The sequence below is a fragment of the Streptomyces sp. Sge12 genome, assembly GCF_002080455.1.
Lineage (GTDB): Bacteria > Actinomycetota > Actinomycetes > Streptomycetales > Streptomycetaceae > Streptomyces.
In genome coordinates this window covers 2,155,699-2,173,008 of the sequence record NZ_CP020555.1, presented here as the reverse complement: position 1 = coordinate 2,173,008, position 17,310 = coordinate 2,155,699, and the positions used below count along the sequence as shown (strand labels likewise).

15 protein-coding genes are annotated in these 17,310 nt (G+C 73.3%); 7 read left to right on the top strand and 8 right to left on the bottom strand.

Annotation, left to right across the window (positions count from 1 at the left end; all coding sequences use genetic code 11):
• Positions 1–11: 11 nt before the first annotated feature.
• The 5 genes from B6R96_RS09390 to B6R96_RS09370 all read left to right on the top strand — a co-directional run bounded on the left by B6R96_RS09390 (position 12) and on the right by B6R96_RS09370 (position 6,924).
• Positions 12–647: a VOC family protein gene (locus tag B6R96_RS09390; RefSeq protein WP_030385648.1), complete on the top strand. Its 636-nt coding sequence runs from the start codon at positions 12–14 to the stop codon at positions 645–647.
• A 175-nt stretch (positions 648–822) separates the two neighbouring features.
• Positions 823–1,236: a hypothetical protein gene (locus B6R96_RS09385; protein WP_081525043.1), complete on the top strand. Its 414-nt coding sequence runs from the start codon at positions 823–825 to the stop codon at positions 1,234–1,236.
• Positions 1,236–1,793 (top strand): hypothetical protein, encoded by a 558-nt coding sequence (locus tag B6R96_RS09380; protein WP_037859838.1) that lies wholly within the window; start codon positions 1,236–1,238, stop codon positions 1,791–1,793. Before B6R96_RS09385 ends, B6R96_RS09380 begins: the two co-directional genes overlap by 1 nt.
• Complete coding sequence (locus B6R96_RS09375) at positions 1,793–6,457, top strand: putative T7SS-secreted protein (protein ID WP_081522240.1); 4,665 nt, start codon at positions 1,793–1,795, stop codon at positions 6,455–6,457. Before B6R96_RS09380 ends, B6R96_RS09375 begins: the two co-directional genes overlap by 1 nt.
• 2 nt (positions 6,458–6,459) lie before the next feature.
• A complete protein-coding gene (locus B6R96_RS09370) occupies positions 6,460–6,924 on the top strand; it encodes a hypothetical protein (protein WP_081522239.1) in 465 nt (154 codons plus the stop codon).
• 18 nt (positions 6,925–6,942) lie between these two features.
• On the opposite strand, the gene B6R96_RS09365 is transcribed toward B6R96_RS09370, so the two are convergent.
• The 6 genes from B6R96_RS09365 to B6R96_RS09340 are packed head-to-tail and all read right to left on the bottom strand — an operon-like array spanning position 6,943 to position 12,707.
• Complete coding sequence (locus B6R96_RS09365) at positions 6,943–7,956, bottom strand: pyridoxal-phosphate dependent enzyme (RefSeq protein WP_081522238.1); 1,014 nt, start codon at positions 7,954–7,956, stop codon at positions 6,943–6,945.
• Positions 7,877–8,905 (bottom strand): GHMP family kinase ATP-binding protein, encoded by a 1,029-nt coding sequence (locus tag B6R96_RS09360; protein WP_237291388.1) that lies wholly within the window; start codon positions 8,903–8,905, stop codon positions 7,877–7,879. Before B6R96_RS09360 ends, B6R96_RS09365 begins: the two co-directional genes overlap by 80 nt.
• Positions 8,902–9,735 (bottom strand): Rossmann-like domain-containing protein, encoded by an 834-nt coding sequence (locus B6R96_RS09355; RefSeq protein ID WP_081522237.1) that lies wholly within the window; start codon positions 9,733–9,735, stop codon positions 8,902–8,904. Before B6R96_RS09355 ends, B6R96_RS09360 begins: the two co-directional genes overlap by 4 nt.
• Positions 9,732–10,568, bottom strand: a complete 837-nt coding sequence (locus B6R96_RS09350; RefSeq protein ID WP_081522236.1) for an ABC transporter ATP-binding protein — start codon at positions 10,566–10,568, stop codon at positions 9,732–9,734. The genes B6R96_RS09355 and B6R96_RS09350 overlap by 4 nt, the downstream gene beginning before the upstream one ends.
• Positions 10,565–11,689 carry a FecCD family ABC transporter permease gene (locus B6R96_RS09345; protein WP_081522235.1) on the bottom strand — a complete coding sequence of 375 codons (1,125 nt, stop codon included), beginning with the start codon at positions 11,687–11,689 and terminating at the stop codon, positions 10,565–10,567. The genes B6R96_RS09350 and B6R96_RS09345 overlap by 4 nt, the downstream gene beginning before the upstream one ends.
• Positions 11,679–12,707, bottom strand: a complete 1,029-nt coding sequence (locus tag B6R96_RS09340) for an ABC transporter substrate-binding protein (RefSeq protein WP_081522234.1) — start codon at positions 12,705–12,707, stop codon at positions 11,679–11,681. The genes B6R96_RS09345 and B6R96_RS09340 overlap by 11 nt, the downstream gene beginning before the upstream one ends.
• Before the next feature lie 170 nt (positions 12,708–12,877).
• Between B6R96_RS09340 and B6R96_RS09335 the strand changes: the two genes are divergently transcribed.
• A complete protein-coding gene (locus B6R96_RS09335) occupies positions 12,878–14,164 on the top strand; it encodes an MFS transporter (protein WP_081522233.1) in 1,287 nt (428 codons plus the stop codon).
• Positions 14,165–14,170: 6 nt separating this feature from the next.
• Here the strand turns inward: B6R96_RS09335 and B6R96_RS09330 are convergent, their stop codons facing one another.
• The gene (locus tag B6R96_RS09330) at positions 14,171–14,956 is read right to left on the bottom strand and encodes a VOC family protein (protein ID WP_081522232.1); all 786 of its coding nucleotides are present in this window, start codon (positions 14,954–14,956) and stop codon (positions 14,171–14,173) included.
• A gap of 176 nt (positions 14,957–15,132) precedes the next feature.
• On the opposite strand from B6R96_RS09330, the gene B6R96_RS09325 reads away from it, so the two are divergent.
• Positions 15,133–15,978 carry a sulfurtransferase gene (locus tag B6R96_RS09325; RefSeq protein WP_081525041.1) on the top strand — a complete coding sequence of 282 codons (846 nt, stop codon included), beginning with the start codon at positions 15,133–15,135 and terminating at the stop codon, positions 15,976–15,978.
• A gap of 45 nt (positions 15,979–16,023) precedes the next feature.
• Here B6R96_RS09325 and sepH read toward each other — a convergent pair whose 3' ends face one another.
• On the bottom strand, positions 16,024–17,049 hold the full coding sequence (sepH, locus tag B6R96_RS09320; protein ID WP_030385662.1) for a septation protein SepH: 1,026 nt from the start codon (positions 17,047–17,049) through the stop codon (positions 16,024–16,026).
• Positions 17,050–17,310: the final 261 nt, after the last annotated feature.

Below are 17,310 nucleotides of genomic sequence, written 5' to 3'. Positions count from 1 at the left end.
ATGATGGCGAAGTGCGACTTGATCACGTGTCCTATGCGGTGGCCCGCGACAGCTTCGTCTCGACCGTCCAGTGGATCGGATCGGCCCTCGGCGGAGGCTTCGTCGACGGGGGCGTGCACCCGCGTTTCGGCACCCGCAATTTCATCCTCCCGCTGAGCGGCGGCACCTACGTCGAGGTCGTCACCACACTCGACCACCCCGCCGCCGACCGCGCACCCTTCGGCCAGGCGGTCGCGCGCCGCGCCGCCGAGGGCGGCGGCTGGCTCGGCTGGGTGGTCTCCGTCGACGACATCGCCCCGGTCGAGGCCCGCCTCGGCCGCACCTCGGCCGAGGGCCACCGGGTCCGCCCCGACGGGTTCGACCTGAGGTGGAAGCAGATCGGCCTGCTGGAACTGATGGAGGACCCGCAACTGCCCTACTTCCTCCAGTGGCTGGTCCCCACCGAGGAGCGCCCGAGCGCCGACCCGCGCACCCCCACCACCATCCACGGGGTCTCCATCGCCGGCGACGCCTCCTCCATCGCCGAATTCCTCGGCGAACCGGCCGACCACCCCCTCGACCAGATCGACGTCACCTGGGTCGAGGACGAGGAACCGGGCCTGGTCTCGGTCGAGTTCGCCACCGCCCGCGGCCCGGTCACGATCTGATCCGCGCACGGCGGTGGGCCGACCACCGCCGAACGCTCGAGGCCATCGCGTGGAAGTGCCGCACCGGGCCGGCGTGCCCGCGGCGGCCGTCGTGGAACTGTACGCATCCCCCGCGCCTCTTAGTAACGTATGCGAATCCGGGGGCTGCCCACTGTCCTCGGGGACAGGGGATGTGATGGGACTGGCCGAGGAAATAGCCGCCATGCGTGTCGGATCGGGGCATTCCGGTCGTTTGCTGGGGGAATTTCGCCGCGCAGTGCTCCTCGTGCCGCTGTCCGAGGGCGAGGACGGCGGTCTGATGTCGGGGTGGCAGGGCGGTGTCCGCTGGATCTACGCCTTCACCGACGAAGAGGCGCTGGCGCGCTTCGCGGTGGCGCGCGGTGCGGCCGCCGGGGCCCGTGAGTGGGAGTACCTGGCGATCCTCGGGGCCCGGCTCGTCGACGCGGTGATTCCCACGGTCGACGGCCCGACCGGGGTGGCCGTCGATGTCGCGGACGAGGACGCTTCCATGCTGTTCCCGCCGGTCGTGGGCATCGTCGCGGACGCGTATGCCGTGGATGCGCAGCCCGATCGTGCGGAAGCCGTCTGATGGCGGGCGACGGGGACCTCGAGGTCTCGCCGGCAGCGGTCAAGAACATCCAGGACGGTCTGCGCAAGGCCATCGCCGAGTTGCGGGAGTCCGGTGACGCGGCAGGCGCCTCCCAGGGTGCCGGTTTCAGTGATCTGTCGATGACGGGGATGGAGGCCGGACACATGGGTCTGGCCACCGACTTCGAGGACTTCTGCGAGCGCTGGGAGTGGGGGGTGCGCAGTCTCGTGCAGAACGCGAGCACCCTCGCCGGGAACCTCGGCATCGCGGCGGGCACGGTGTGGGAGGAGGAGCAGTACATGCAGGGCGCGTTCAAGGTCGTGGCGAACGCCGCGTACGGCAATCCGCATGCGAGCGAGGACGAGATCGAGCAGAAGAGCTGGGACGACATCTGGCGGGCGGACGTCTACAAGCCGGACTACAGCGCGGAGTCCTTCGAGAAGAGCCGGCAGGACATGAAGCAGACCTGGTCGGACACGGGTGACAAGCTGACCTCCAGCGGGAAGATCGGCTCGTTGAAGGACCTGCTGGACCAGGCCGGCGGGGACGGCAACTGATGGGCTGGAAGGACTTCGTACCGGACTCGGCGGAGGACTGGGTCGAGGACCGGGCCAAGGACGTCGGCGACGCGATCGAGTGGACCGGGGACAAGGTCGCCGACGTGGCCGACGAGGTCGGTCTCGACGACGCCGGCGACTGGATCCGCGACAAGAGCCGCTCCGCCGCCAACCAGCTCGGCGCGGACGTCTCGGAGCTGGAGCTCGGGCAGACCGAGGACCCGAACAAGCTGGTCTACGGCAGCGTGTCGAAGATCCGCGCGCAGGTCTCGCACCTGAACGACTTCAAGTCCTCCTTCACCCTGGTCGGCAACGGCCTGAAGGGCCTGGAGGGCGACGGTCTGAAGGGCGCGTCGGCGGACGCGTTCCGGGAGGCGATAGCCAAGGAGCCGCCGCGCTGGTTCAAGGCCGCGGAGGCCTTCGGCAAGGCCGCGGACGCGATGGGCCGCTTCGCGGAGACCGTGGAGTGGGCGCAGGGCCAGGCCAAGCAGGCCCTGGAGGACTACAACAAGGCCAAGAAGGTCTCGCAGGACGCGCGCACCGCCTACAACAAGTCGATCACCGACTACAAGGCGGCGGTCGAGGCGGAGAAGGACACCCTCCCGCCGAGGCCGTCGGACGATTTCACCGACCCCGGCAGCCCGCTGATCAAGGCGGCCCAGGACAAGCTCGACACCGCCCGCACCCAGCGCAACGAGGTCGCGGAGACGGCCCGTACGGCGGTCCGCGCGGCCCGTGACGCCGCCCCGCCCAAGCCCTCGTACGCCGAGCAGCTCAAAGACGGCATGGACTACCTGGACCTCGCGCAGACCCACCTCGCGGGCGGTGTCCTCAAGGGCACGGCGGGCCTCGGCAACTTCGTCCGCTCGGTCAATCCGATGGACCCCTACAACCTGACCCACCCCGCCGAGTACCTGACCAGCCTCAACTCGACGGTCGCCGGACTGACCGTGGCGGTCAACGACCCCATGGGCGCCGGCAAGCAGATGCTCGACGAGTTCATGAAGGACCCCAGCGAGGGCATCGGCAAGCTCCTCCCGGAACTCGTCGGCACCAAGGGCCTCGGCGCCCTGAAGAAGACGGCGTCGATCGCCAAGCACGCCGACGACCTCCCGGGCCCCGGCCGCAGCCACCTCGACAAGGACGGCCCGGACGGACCCTCCCGCGACTCGTCCAAGGACAAGGTCTGCGAGGAGGACCCGGTCGACGTCGCGACCGGCCGCATGATCCTCACCCAGACCGACGTGGCGCTGCCCGGCACCCTGCCGCTCCTGTTCGAGCGGACCTTCGAGTCCTCCTACCGGGCGGGCCGGTGGTTCGGCCCGGCCTGGGCCAGCACCATAGACCAGCGGCTGGAGATCGACGCCGAGGGCATCGTCTTCCTGCGGGAGGACTCCAGCGTCCTGGCCTACCCGCACCCGGCGCCGGGCGTCCCCGTCCATCCCACGCGGGGCCACCGCTGGCCGCTGTCCCGGGACGCCGACGGCCGCGGGTACCGCATCACCGACCCCCGCACCGGCCTCGTACGGCACTTCGCCGTCCACAGCGAGGAGCTGGCGCTCCTGGTGCAGATCGACGACCGCAACGGCAACCACATCACCTTCGTCCACGACGAGGCCGGCACCCCTCAGGAGGTGGTCCACAGCGGCGGCTACCACCTGAAGCTGACCACCGCCGGGGGCCGGATCTCCCGGCTCGCCCTGGCCGACGGCACCGAGATCCTGCGCTACGGGTACACCGACGGCCACCTCGCCGAGGTCACCAACTCGTCGGGCCGGCCCTTCCGGTTCGGCTACGACGAGCACGGCCGGATCATCTCCTGGACCGACACCAACGACCGCCACTTCGACTACGCCTACGACGACCGCGACCGCTGCGTCGCCCAGTCCGGCACCAACGGTCACCTCAACGCCCGGTTCGAATACGGCGACGGCGTCACCACCGTCGTCAACGCCCTCGGACACCGGCGGCAGTACCGGGTCAACGAGCGGGCCCAGATCGTCGCCGAGATCGATGCCACCGGCTCCGTCACCCGCTTCGTCCACGACCGATTCAACCGGCTGGTCTCCCGGACGGATCCGCTCGGCCGGACCAGCCGCATGGCGTACGACGAGGACGGCCGGCTGGTCTCCCTGGTCCGGCCGGACGGCCGCGAGGCCACCGCCCGGTACGACGGTCAGGGCGGACCGACCCACCTCACCCGCCACGACGGCACCACGATCCACCGGACCTACGACGACCGCGGCAACATCACCTCCGCCACCGACAGCGCCCGCAGCGCCACCACCTTCACCTACGACGAGCGCGGAAACCTGGCCTCGCTGACCGACGCGCTGGGCCGTACCACCTCCATCCGCTGCGACCGCGCGGGACTGCCGCTGGAGATCACCGACCCGCTGGGCGCCGTGACCCGCTACCGGCGCGACGCCTTCGGACGCCCCGTCGCCGTCACGGACCCGCTCGGTCACACCGCCCGGCTGACCTGGAGTACCGAGGGCCGCCTGCTGCGCCGTACGGAACCGGACGGCACCGAGCAGTCCTGGGAGTACGACGGCGAGGGCAACTGCGTGCGCCACACGGACGCCCTCGGCGCGGTCACCTCCTACGAGTACGGCGACTTCGACCTCCTGGTGGCGCGCACCGGGCCCGACATGGCGCGCCACACCTTCGAGCACGACGCCGACCTCCAGCTCACCCGGGTCACCAACCCCCAGGGCCTGCACTGGTCGTACAGCTACGACCCGGCCGGCCGGCTGGTCGACGAGACCGACTTCGACGGCCGGACCGTGGAGTACGCCTACGACGCGGCGGGCGTGCTGATGAGCCGGACCAATGCCCTGGGGCAGACCGTCTACCACCGCAACGATCTCGGACAGATCGTCCGCCGGGAGTGTGACGGGGCCGTCACCACCCTGGAGTACGACGTGTTCGGGAAGCTCGCCCACGCGGCGGGACCGCACGGCACGCTGACCCGCCTGCGCGACAGCGCCGGCCGGCTGCGCTCGGAGACGGTCGACGGGCGCACCCTGACGTACGCCTACGACGAGCTGGGCCGTCGCACCGGGCGCACCACTCCGGCGGGTGCCGTGAGCACCTGGAGCTATGACGAGGCCGGCCACTGCCGCGAGATGACCGCCTCCGGCCGCACGATCGCCTTCGAGTACGACACGGCCGGACGCGAGCTCGTGCGCCGGATCGGCGAGCACCTCACGCTCTCCAGCAGCTGGGACGACCGGGGCCGGCTGGCGGACCGGGCCGTCACCGGTCACGACGGCAGGCTGATCCAGCGCCGCGGGTACTCCTACCGCCCCGACGGGTCCCTCGTCGGGATCGACGACATGCACGCGGGCCCGAGGCGGTTCGAGCTGGACCCGGCCGGGCGGGTCACCGCCGTGCAGGCCGAGCAGTGGAGCGAGCGCTACGCGTACGACGAGGCCGGGAACCAGAGTTCGGCGTCCTGGCCCGAGTCCCACCCGGGCGGCGGGTCCGCCACCGGCACCCGCGAGTACGAGGGCACGCGGCTGACCCGGGCGGGCCGGGTCGGCTACGAGTACGACGCGCTGGGACGCGTCGTACTGCGACGGCAGTCACGGCTCTCGCGCAAGCCCGACACCTGGCGCTACGAGTGGGACGCCCAGGACCGGCTGGTGGCGGTCCGGACGCCGGACGGAACCCGTTGGCGCTACCGGTACGACGAGGTGGGCCGGCGCACGGCCAAGCAGCGGCTGACGGAAGCCGGCGAGGTCGCCGAGGAGGTGCTGTTCACCTGGGACGGTTCGGCGCTGTGCGAGCAGACGACGCGCACGGACGCCTCGGCCCAGGAAGTGATCCTCACCTGGGAGTACCGCGGCCTGCATCCGCTGGCGCAGACCGAACGCATCCGCACGGCCGACCGGAGCGAGGTGGACCAGCGGTTCTTCGCCATCGTCACGGATCTGGTCGGCACCCCGACGGAGCTGGTCGACGAGCGGGGTGCCGTCGCCTGGCGCACCCGCTCCACCCTCTGGGGCAGCACCACCTGGAACCGGGACGCGACGGCCTACACCCCGCTGCGCTTCCCGGGCCAGTACTTCGACCCCGAATCGGGCCTGCACTACAACGTCTTCCGCCACTACGATCCCCAGACGGCCCGCTACCTCAGCCCCGATCCGCTGGGCCTGGCCCCCGCGCCGAACCCCGCCACGTACGTCGTCAACCCGCACACCTGGGCCGATCCGCTGGGTCTGGCTCCGGACGGCTGCCCGCCCAAGGGCGAGAAGAGCAACCCGTTCTCGACCCGGGAGGAGGCCCGTCAGGCCGCGCACAAGCTGGCCGGCGTGGACCCCGACGTGGACGACCTGTGGGCGACCTGGAAGGTCACCGACGACATCAGCCTGAAGCACGTGGAGGGCTACACCTACTCCGACAACGCCTCCCACCTCGGTACCTTCTGGCAGTACGAGCTGAAGAACGGCGGAGGTTCCCGGGTGGTCGTGGAACACACCCACGACCCGGCGGGACCGCACTTCCACGCGGGCATGCCGAAGGCCATGGGGGAGCGGCCCGACGGGGGCCAGTTCGTCAACTTCGGTTGGGACAACAGTAATTACAAGGAGATGGAACGCTACGCCAAGATCAACAAAGAAGGCGGCGACCATCACCTGTTCTACGAGAACGGTGGCTGAGCATGACCGAGGATCACGGCGCGGGTGCAGGCGCGGGCGCGGGCACAGGCGCGCCGGCGCCGCAGCTGGCGGCGGCAGGGCTGGAGGTCGTGGACCGGGACGTCGCCGAGGGGCTGCCCCCGTACGCGCGCGCCTTCAAGGCCGTCGTCAACGTCGAGGTGGCCCCGCAGGCCACCGTGCCGCGCACCGCGCCGGGGGCGCTTCAGGAGGCCGACCGGCTGTGGCTGGAACACGCGCGGGCCGCTGCCGTCATCGACGACGAGGGCTGCTTCCTGGTCCGGGGGGCGGACCGCGACTGGGTGGTGGTGCGCCGTACCGCGCACACCGCGCTCTCCGCCGCCCTCGTCCCCGGGGCCGGTTCCATGGTCATCGCGATGTCCCCGGACGGCCGGCGGCTGTGCGCCCTCACCGAGGAGGACGACGACTACTGGATCGTCGTGCACCACTTCGAGGACCGTCCCGCCTGATCCGGGACGGCCCTCGGATCAGCTGCGATCGGTCGCCTCCGTCCCCGCTGCCCTGTTCCAGCGCATCCGGGACCAGGGCAGCGCGAGCTCGGCCCGGGCGGTGACCGGGTGCGGTGCCAGGGAGTCCACGGCGACCGCCTCGCGGTGGCGGGCGTACACGGTGTCCACGTAGCGGTGGCCGGTGTCGGCTGCGATGAACAGCACCGTGCGCTGCGGCGCCCGGGAGCGTTCCCAGCGGGCCGCGAGGTAGCCGGCCCCGGTGGACAGCCCGGCGAACACCGCGTGCCGCCGGAGCAGATCGACGCTGCCGGCCAGGGCGGCGTCGAAGGAGATCCAGTGGAGCGTGTCGTACGAGGCGTGGCTGACGTTGCCGAAGGGGATGGAGCTGCCGATCCCGGCGATGATGATCTCGGGGTCGGCGACGTGTTCGGCGCCGAAGGTGACGCTGCCGAAGGGCTGCACGCCGACCAGTTCGACGTCGGCGGAGTCCTCCCGGAGGTAGCGGGCGAGGGCTCCGGTGGAGGCGCCCGACCCGACCCCGCCGACGAGGGTGAGGCCGGCCCCGCCCGTCGACCTCCGGACCAGGTCGGACACGGCGCGGTAGCCCAGGTAGTGGATGTCGTCGTGGTACTGCCGCATCCAGTGGTACTCGGGATGCTCGGCGAGGATCTCGTGGATGCGTTCGACCCGCCGCTTCTGGTCCAGCTTCAGGTCGCTGGAGGGCTCCATCCGCTCCAGGGTCGCCCCGAGCACGGCGAGTTGTGTGCACAGCGTGTGGTCGACGGTCGCCGAGCCGACGATGTGGCAGTGCATGCCGTGGCGGTGGCAGGCCAGCGCGAGGGCGTAGGCGTAGATCCCGCTGGAGCTGTCCAGCAGGGTGTCCCCGCGCCGCACCACCCCGGTGTCGAGCAGGTGGCGGACCGCGGCCAGGGCGGAGACGACCTTCATGGTCTCAAAGCGCAGGCAGACGAGCCGCTCGTCGAGGCGTATCAGGTCGGGTCGGCCGATGGCCTCCGCGATGTGCTGGTCCACTCGGGAACTCCCGGTTCGTCTGAGGTCGTGTCGGAAAGGTGGTGAAGGTGCGGGTCGCGGCGATGCCGTTGCTCTCCAGGGCCCGTACGCAGCTCCGCACCCGGTGGCGCAGGCCCCTGGTCGCCGGGTCGAGGAGCAGACCGGCCACCGCGCCGCTGTGCGCGATTTGGACCCCCACCGCCCCGAGCCGCCGGCCGATATCGGTGAGCGTGTCGAACTCCCGGTGGTGCAGGCGCTGTTGGCCCCGGCGCGCGCTGGCGCTCGCGACCCGGCCCAGCAGGGCCGCGTCCCCCGTGGCCACGGCCCGCCGCAGCAGGGCGCGCAGCCGCTCGAAGGCGCGTACGTCGCTCGCGTCGTGCGCGGGAACCGGCAGGGAGAGGGTGTCCACGGGCGCGCCCCCGCCCAGTGCGCAGCCCACGACGACCAGGGGCGGCAGGCGGGGGCCGAGCACCTCCAGCACCCGCCCCTCGCGCTGGGCGAAGAGCACCGGGCGGGCGTCGAGCATCAGCGGGTCGCAGGCCGTTTCCGCGCGCACCGCGAGCCGGGCGACGGTGTCGGGCGCCAGCCGCACCCGGTAGGAGTCCGCGACGGCGCGTACGACGGCGATGACATCGCTGGTGGAGCTGCCCATGCCGAGGCCCACCGGGATGTCGGAGACGATCCGCAACTCGCCTCCGCAGGGCGCCTCCTGGCAGCGCGGCGCGCACTCCGCCACGGCCAGGGCCGCCGCCCGGGCCGCCTTCGTACGGCCGCCCGGCAGGACGGCGATCCGCTCCGGCGCGGTGCCGGGCCTGCGGGTGAACTCGGCCCGGCTGCCCGGCCCGGTCATCGGCAGGGTGACCAGGCCCGCGCACCGGCGCCCGCCGGCGTCGAGGAAGACGCCCTGGAGGATCTCGCCGTGGTGGCAGGGCGCGTGCCCGATCCCGCGGCGGGCGGTGGGCGCGATCACGGCTGCGCCACCGCCCGGTAGCGGTAGAGGGTCGTCGGGTCGGCGCTGAACTGGGAGAAGGGGAAGGGCTCCGCGGACAGGGCGGTCACCCCGGAACCGAGGAAGGCGCGGGCCACCGCGCTGCCGCTCTGCGCGTAGACGACCAGCGGGACGCCCCGGGCGCGGCAGCGGTCGAGGACGGTGTCGAAGGAGCCGTTGCCGAGGGTCATGCCGGTGGCGACGACGGCGTCGGCGCGTTCCAGCACCTCGTGCATGTCGGCGGTGACCGGATCGCCCCACCGGGTGGACCTGAGGTTGAAGTCGCACGGCAGCGGTACGCCGCCCCGCTCGCGGATGGCCGCGACCAGCGGGTCGACCACGCCGATGAGGCCGACCCGGGAGCCGGCGCCGATGTCCAGCAGCCCGGCGATGGCCGCGTCACGGGCCCGGGCGCGCACTTCGGGAGTGCCGGCGGGGAGGGTGACCGGTTCGGCCCCGGCGTCGCCGTGCGGGCGCTGCTCGGCCAGGTAGGCGTCGAGGGCGGCGATCCGCAGCGGGCGCGGCGCCTCGCGCAGCAGGACGTCGAGCGGGGCGCCCGAGGAGTCGCGGCAGACCGCCGGGTCGATCTCGCCGGCCTCGAAGGCGCAGCCCCCGAACGAGCCGCCGAGGCGCACCAGGACGTACTGGTTGAGGTAGGTGGTCGCGCCGCCGGCCAGCCGGGTGCCGTGGTGGATCCAGAACACGCTGGTCGCCACGAGCCCGGAGGGCAACGGGCCGTGTTCACCGGCCAGTACGGACGCGATGAGGGCGTCGACGGTCGGTGCGGGCGCGGTGGTGGTCCGGGTCGTCATGAGGTTCCTTCGCGGGGTGTCGGTACGGGTGCGAGTGCGGGAGGGGACGTGGGTACGGGTGCGGCGCTGCGCAGCGGCCCCCGGTAGCAGACGGCGGGCCGCCCCAGGGCGTCGGTGGCCAGTTCGGCGTCCACCTCGAAGATCCGGGCGAGGTGCTCGGGCGTGAGGACGGCGGCCGGGGTCCCGGCGGCGATCAGGCGGCCGTCGTGCATGAGCAGCAGCCGGTCGCAGTGGCGGGCGGCCAGGGTGAGGTCGTGCAGCGCGACCAGGACCGTCTGCCCGGTGCCGGCGAGCAGCTCCATGAGCTCCAACCGATGCCTGACGTCCAGGTGGTTGGTGGGTTCGTCGAGCAGCAGGGCGTACGGTTGCTGGGCGAGCGCGCGGGCGATGTGGGCGCGCTGCCGCTCGCCGCCCGACAGCCCCCGCCAGGAGCGTCCGGCGAGCCCCGTCAGGCCCATGCGGTCCAGCGCGGCGGCGACGACCGCCCGGTCGGTGGCGTCGGGTCCGCGCCAGCGGTCGCGGAAGGGCGTCCGGCCCAGCCCCACGACGTCGGCGACGCTCAGGTCGGTGTCGAGTCCGGAGTCCTGCTCGACGAAGGCGACCCGCCGGGCGATCCGCCGGGCGCTCCAGTCCCGTACGGGCAGGCCGTCGTAGCGCACCGTGCCCGTGTCGGGCACGCGCAGCCCGGCCAGGCAGCGGAGCAGCGAGGACTTGCCCGAGCCGTTGGGGCCGACCAGGCCGACCGTCTCGCCCGGCGCGATGTCCAGGCCGACCCCGCGCACGACGGGCGTGCCCGAGGCCGACCAGCCCAGTCCTTCGGCGGTGATCCTCACAGCTCCCCCTTCCTGCGCAGGACGAGGAGGAACAGGGGGACCCCGAGCAGTGCGGTGATCACGCCGACCGGGATCTCGCGCGGTGCGAAGGCGACCCGGGCCAGGGCATCGGTCCACACGAGGAACACCGCGCCCGCGAGCGCCGCGTGCGGGAGCAGGACCCGGTGCAGCGGGCCGACGACCAGGCGCACCCCGTGCGGGACGATCAGCCCGACGAAGCCGATGGCGCCGACGGTGGCCACCGCCACCGAGGTCAGCACGGCCGTCATCACGAGCAGCAGCATCCGGGTGCGCCGTACGCCGATGCCCAGCGAGGCGGCGGTGTCCGCACCGAACGCGAGGCCGTCGAGGGCGTTCGCGCACAGCCAGGCGGCCGCGAGCCCGAGCGGGGTGACGAGTGCACAGACCGCGACGGCGTCCCAGCGGGCCGGAGCCATCGAGCCCAGCAGCCAGTGGGTGAGGGCGCGCGTGGTGTCGGCGTCGGCGGAGGCCATCAGGACCAAGGAGGTCAGGGCGGTGAAGAGCTGCCCCACGACCACACCGGTGAGGACGATGCGGACCGAGTCCAGGCCGGTGCGGCGCAGCAGCGCCAGCAGCAGCCCGAAGGAGAGCACGGCGCCGACGAGCGCGCCGCCGGTCACCCCGAGCGTGCCGGCGCCCGGCCCGGCCAGGGCCAGGGGCAGGACGGCCGCGGTGACGGCCCCGGCCGAGGCGCCGGAGGACACCCCGAGCAGGTACGGGTCGGCCAGCGCGTTGCGGGTCACGGCCTGCAGTACGGTGCCGCACACCGCGAGCGAGGCGCCGACCAGCGCCGCCATCAGGACCCGCGGCAGCCGCAGGTCCCAGACCAGCGAGTCCAGCAGCGGCGGCAGCGGTGCGGTGCCGAGCCCCAGCCGGGCCCCGAGCACCCGGCCGAGGTCGGTCCATCCCACGTCGGCGGCGCCGATCCGGGTGCTGGCCGCCACCGAGACGGCGAGTACGAGCACCCCGGCGAGGAGGAGCCCCGCCCGGGCCGCACCGCCGCGGGGCCCGCCCCGGGCACGCGAGGGCGGCGCGCCGGCCACCCGGACGTCGCGGGCGGCCGGAAGCAGCAGGTCCACCACCCCCGGCTCAGCGGACATACCCGAGGTCCTTCACCGCGGCCGCCAGCAGCCCCAGGGCGTGCACGGAGCGTACGGAGGGGTCCAGTTCGATGCCCGGCACCTCGATGATCCGGTTCTCGCGCACCGCCTTCAGCCGGGAGACCACCGGGTCCGCGGCCATCGCGGTGCGCTTCTCGGCGGCGCTGTCGCCGGGCCGGCCGCGCTCGCCCAGATCGCCGATCACGATGAAGTCCGGGTCCCGCGCGGCGACTTCCTCCCAGGTGACCTCCGGCCAGTCCTCGGCCACGTCGTCGAAGGCGTTCTTCGCGCCGACGATCCGGCTCATCTCGCTGGGCAGACCGGTCCGGCCCGCCACGTACGGCATGCCGTTGAAGACCGAGTAGAGGTAGACCACGGTGGGCTGCCCGCCGTCCCCCGCGGTGACCCTGCCGGCGTTCGCACCGGCCTCGGCGACGGCGGCGCGCTGCTCGCGGGCGAGGGCGGCGGCCCGCTGCTCGCTGCCGAAGACCTTGCCGAGCTGCTCGTAGTCGGAGAAGAGCAGTTCGAAGGGGGTCTTCCCGGGCTCGTTCTGCTGGGGGCAGTCCACGGCGCTGACGAAGGCCGGGACCTGCACGGCCGCCAGTTCCTCGCGGGTGCCGGCGCGGTCCTTCGTGTAGAGGTCGGCGGAGCCCGCCACCACGAAGTCGGGTGTGGCCGAACGGAGTTGCTCACCGGTGGCGATCTTCGGGGCGATGACCGGGACCTTGGCGTACGCGTCCCGGTAGCGCGCGGGGATCTTCGTCTTGAGGTTGGCCGTGCCGGCCATCCGGTCCTGGAGCCCCAGTTCCAGCAGGGTCTCGGTCGAGGCCTGGTCCAGGGCGACGGCGCGTTCCGGGGGCCGGTCGAAGGAGAGCTGCCGGCCGCAACTGCCGATGGTCGCCGCGGCGGAGGGCCGCTCGGCGGACGCGCGGTCCTCGGTGGTGGTGGCGGAGCAGCCCGTGGCTGCGAGGGCCAGGGCGAGTGTGAGGGGAATGCCGGTTCGGGCGCGGTGGCGCATGGGTTTCTCCGGTCCGGGGGGAGGGGGCAGGGCATGGGTGTGGTCGTGCACCGGGCAGGGGTGCCTCGTTCCAAAGGTACTGTAATGGTTATCGTTTTCATTAACACCCCCGGGTCGGCGCTCACCGAGCCGCGATCCGGTACCTGCCGACGAATGAGGAGCACCCCACCGTGGCGACCACACCCCAGCCCGGGACGACCGGAACGACCGAGACCGGTCCGCCGCCCGCCCGTTCCGTCCTGCGCGACACCGCGTTCCTGCGCCTGTGGGCGGGCACCACCGCCTCCGGACTCGCGACCTGGGCCCTGCCCTTCGTCCTCGGGCTCGCGGTCCTGCACCGGGAACTCGGCGCCGCCGGCCTGGGCCTGGTCCTCGCCGCCCGGACGGCCGGCTTCCTCGCCGCCGTCGCCGTCGGCGGCGTGCTGGCGGACCGTCACTCACGCCGCGCCGTCGTGTTCTGGTCCGCCCTCGCGGCCGCGGCCGCCGCCCCGCTGCTCGCCCTCGGACTCGGCCGGTCGCTGGTGCTGATGACCCTGGCCGCCGCCCTCGCGGGCGCCGGGCAGGGTGCCTGCCGCCCCGCCTTCCAGGCACTCACCGCCGAGACCGTCGCCGTCGGCCACAGGCAGCAGGCCAACGCCGCCATGACCATGGCGATCCGGACCTCCACGCTGGCGGGCCCCACCCTGACGGCGCTGCTCGCGGCCTTCGTCGACGCCGGCACCCTGCTGCTGGGGATCGGCCTGCTCTGGCTGGTCGCCGCCCTCCTGCCGGGCCGGGGCGCCACCGCACCGCGTGCCGACGCGGTATCAGCCGCCCCCGCCGCCGCCCCGCGCGCATCGCTGCGCGCCGAGTTCGTCGACGGGATACGCGAGGCCCGCCGGCACCCCTGGTTCCTCGCCGGACTCGGCGCCCTGACCGCCGTGATCGCGCTCGGCTATTCCGCCACCGGCGTCGCGCTGCCCCTCGTCAGCCGGGACCGCTACGGCACCGAGTGGGTTCTGGCCGCGGCCATGACCGCCTACACCGTGGGCGCGCTCGGCGGGGCCCTGGTCACCGCCCGCAGGCGGCCGCGCTCGCAGGGCTGGAGCGCCCTCGCCGGACTGGCCCTCTACGGCTTCGCGCCGCTGAGCCTGATGCTGCCGGTCCACCCGGCCGTGGTGGTCGCCGCCTACGCCGTGGCCGGCATCGGGATCGAGCTGTTCAACGTGCCCTGGTTCACGGCGACCCAGCGCGAGGTCGCGCCGGACAAGCTCGCCCGGGTCTCCTCGCTGGACTTCCTGCTGTCCTACGGCCTCGCCCCGGTGGGCCTCGCCCTGATGGCCCCGGCCATCGGCGTCTTCGGCGTCACTGCGGTGCTGGCCGTGTGCGCCGGGGCCTGCTTCCTCGTCCCCGCCGCGGCCGCCCTCGTACCGACCGCCCGCCACTTCGGGCGGGCGCCCGGGCCGAGGACGGACTGACCGGGCTCAGCGCCGGGCCGGCACGATGGCGAAGACCGCGCCCTCCGGGTCCGCGACCGTCGCCTGCCGGCCGCGCGTGCCCTCGCGGGGCGGGTCGACGACGCGCCCGCCGAGCTCCACGACCCGGGCCGCCGCCACGTCGGTGTCCTCCACCTCGAAGTACGCCATCCAGTGCGGTCCCCGGTCGTGCGGCAGCGAGCGGCCGACACCGTGCACCGCCGCCACGGGACGGCCCTCCAGGTGCAGGGTCAGGTAGTCGAAGTCGTCCGAGGCCGTGGCGTGCGTCTGCGCCTCGTGGCCGAAGACGTGCTCGTAGAACTTCCCGACCGTCGAGGTGTCCTGGGTGACCAGCTCGTTCCACACCGGGGTGCCCGGCCCGCCGTGCAGGCGGGTGCCCATCCGGCTCTGCGCCTGCCACAGGCCGAAGATGGCGCCCAGCGGGTCGGAGCAGATCGCCACCCGCCCGGCGATCCCGGCATCCAGCGGACCCACCGCCACCGTGCCGCCGCAGGCGCGGATCGACTCGGCGGTCGCGTCGGCGTCGTCCGTGGCGAGGTACGTCGTCCAGGCCACCGGAAGATGCCGGTCCGGCGGCATCTCGCCGATCCCGGCCACGTCGTGGCCGTTCAGCACCGCGCGGACGTACGGGCCGAGCTGCTCGGGGCCGGGTTCGTACTCCCAGCCGAACAGGTCGGCGTAGAAGTCCTCGGTGGTCCCGAGGCTGTGCACCATGAGGCTCACCCAGCACGGGGTACCGGGTGTGCGCCGGGTTGGTTCCGCTGCCTCGGTCATGTCAGCCGTCTCCTCCGTCGTGGCGCTTACCGGTGCTGATGCTTCCACTCCCGGGGACTCGGCGCGCCCCGACCGGGCCGCATCGAGGGGGCGTGGCGCGGAGTTGACCGGATCGGTGCGGCCCGCCGATGACGGGCCTGTTACGCGTGTGCGGGGCGGGGAGGAAGATGGCCGGCATGACTGCGAAATCTGCGATCCTCTCCGCCACCGAACTGAGGACCGAGCTGGCGGGCCCCCGTCCGCCGGTGCTGCTGGACGTCCGCTGGCAGCTCGGCGGCCCCGACCAGCGGCCCGCCTACGAGGCAGGACACCTCCCGGGGGCGGTGTACGTCGACCTCGACCGGGAACTGGCAGGTCCGCCCGGGTCGGGCGGCCGGCACCCGCTGCCGGACCCGGAGGCCTTCGGCGAGGCGATGCGACGGGCGGGCGTCCCGGCGGACGGGCCGGTGGTCGTGTACGACGGCGGTCTGGGCTGGGCGGCCGCCCGGGCGTGGTGGTTGCTGCGCTGGACAGGTCACCCGAACGTGCGGGTTCTGGACGGCGGCCTGACCGCGTGGACGGCGTCCGGTGGCGCGGTGACGGCCGATCGGGTGACTCCGGCGGAGGGCGATTTCAAGCCAACTCCGGGGGCGGTCGGGCTGCTGGACGCGGACTCGGCTGCCCTGCGCGCGCGGGAAGGGGTCCTCCTGGACGCCCGAGCGGGGGAGCGCTACCGGGGCGAGGTGGAGCCCATCGACCCGGTCGGCGGCCACATCCCGGGCGCGCTGTCCGCCCCGACCACGGAAAATGTGGGCCCGGACGGGCGGTTCCTGCCGGCGGACGCCCTGCGCGCCCGGTTCGAGGGGCTCGGCGCGTCCGAGGGGACCTCGGTCGGGGTGTACTGCGGCTCGGGAGTGTCCGGGGCGCACGAGGTACTGGCCCTGGAAGTGGCCGGCATCGCGTCGGACCTCTACGCGGGCAGCTGGTCCGAATGGTCCGCCGACCCGGCCCGCCCGGTGGCCACGGGCCCGGACCCCCGGTAGGCCGACCGGCGCAGCTGCCGCCGGGAAGGCCCGGCGGCAGCTGCGCTACTCCTGCTTCTTGCGCCGGGTGCCGAAGACGATCTCGTCCCAGCTCGGTACGGCCGCACGGCGCCCGGGGCGAACCCCGTCGGCCTCGGCCTGCCGGTCGGTGGTGCCGGTCAGCCGGTCGCGGTGACCCGCCACCGTACGGGGCATCAGGACATCGGCGTACGCGGCGCCCGCGCCCGCCGAGGCGGCGGGGGCCGGCGGCTCCTCCGCCTCCGGTTCCGTGTCCGGGGCCTCGGTGCGCTCCGGGACGACCATGTCGCCGCGGAAGCTCGGGACGGCTTCCAGCAGGCTGGTCAGGGTGTCCCGTTCCTCCTCCGGTTCCGGCGCGGGCGCCGGCCGGTTCTCGGCCCGTTCCAGCTGCCGGTCCAGGGCGCGGTCCAGCGGCCGGTCACGCGGAAGCCGCGCGATCCTCGGTACGAAGGGGAAGCTCGGCTCCGGCGCCGCCGGCAGGTCCTCCGACTCGCCGATCAGCGAACGGGCCTCGTCGTCGACGGCCACGACCAGGCGGCGCGGCGGGTCGTAGGTCCAGCTCGCCGAGTGCGGTTCGCCCGCGACCCGGTAGACGAGGAGGACCTCCCAGGTGCCGTCGTCGCGGCGCCAGGAGTCCCACTGGACGGATTCCTTCTCGGCGCCGCGCAGGGTCAGCCGCTCCTGCACGGCCTCGCCGAGCTGGGGCCCGGTGTTCTCGCCGGGACGGCGCACGGGGGTCTTGCGGGCGCGCTCGGCCATGAACGCGCGCTCGGCGAGCACCGGACCCTCGAAGCGGCGTACGCGGTCGACGGGGATGCCGGCGAGCTGAGCGACCTCCTCCGCGGAGGCACCGGCTCGTATGCGGGCCTGGATGTCGCGGGGGCGGAGGTGGCTCTCCACCTCGATCTCGATCTGGTTCAGGCGCGCGCGATCGTTGCGGACGGCGGCCCGGAGCCGCTCGTCGATCGGAAGCGTGTACTCCGTGCTGTCCGCAGCCTTGAGCACCAGTCGTGTGCCGTCATTTGAGACGGCCACGACACGCAGTTCGGGCATGGGGACCTCCCGGGTGGTGCCTGCCGACGTCACGTGCGTCGCTGCTTCCGCTAGTCGAGTGTGGCCTGCCCGGGTGCAGCCTGCCACAACCTTGCCGAGTTAAACCGGCGTGTCGGGCATGCGCCCTTGATCGCCGTTATGGCACGGTTACCTGTTGGGCACGCACAGTGACCGAACGGTTACTGTGCGCAGCAGGAGCCCGTGCAATACCGCGGCATCACCGGTCTTTGAGTGCCGTGTTCCATCAGTCGGCCCCCTCTC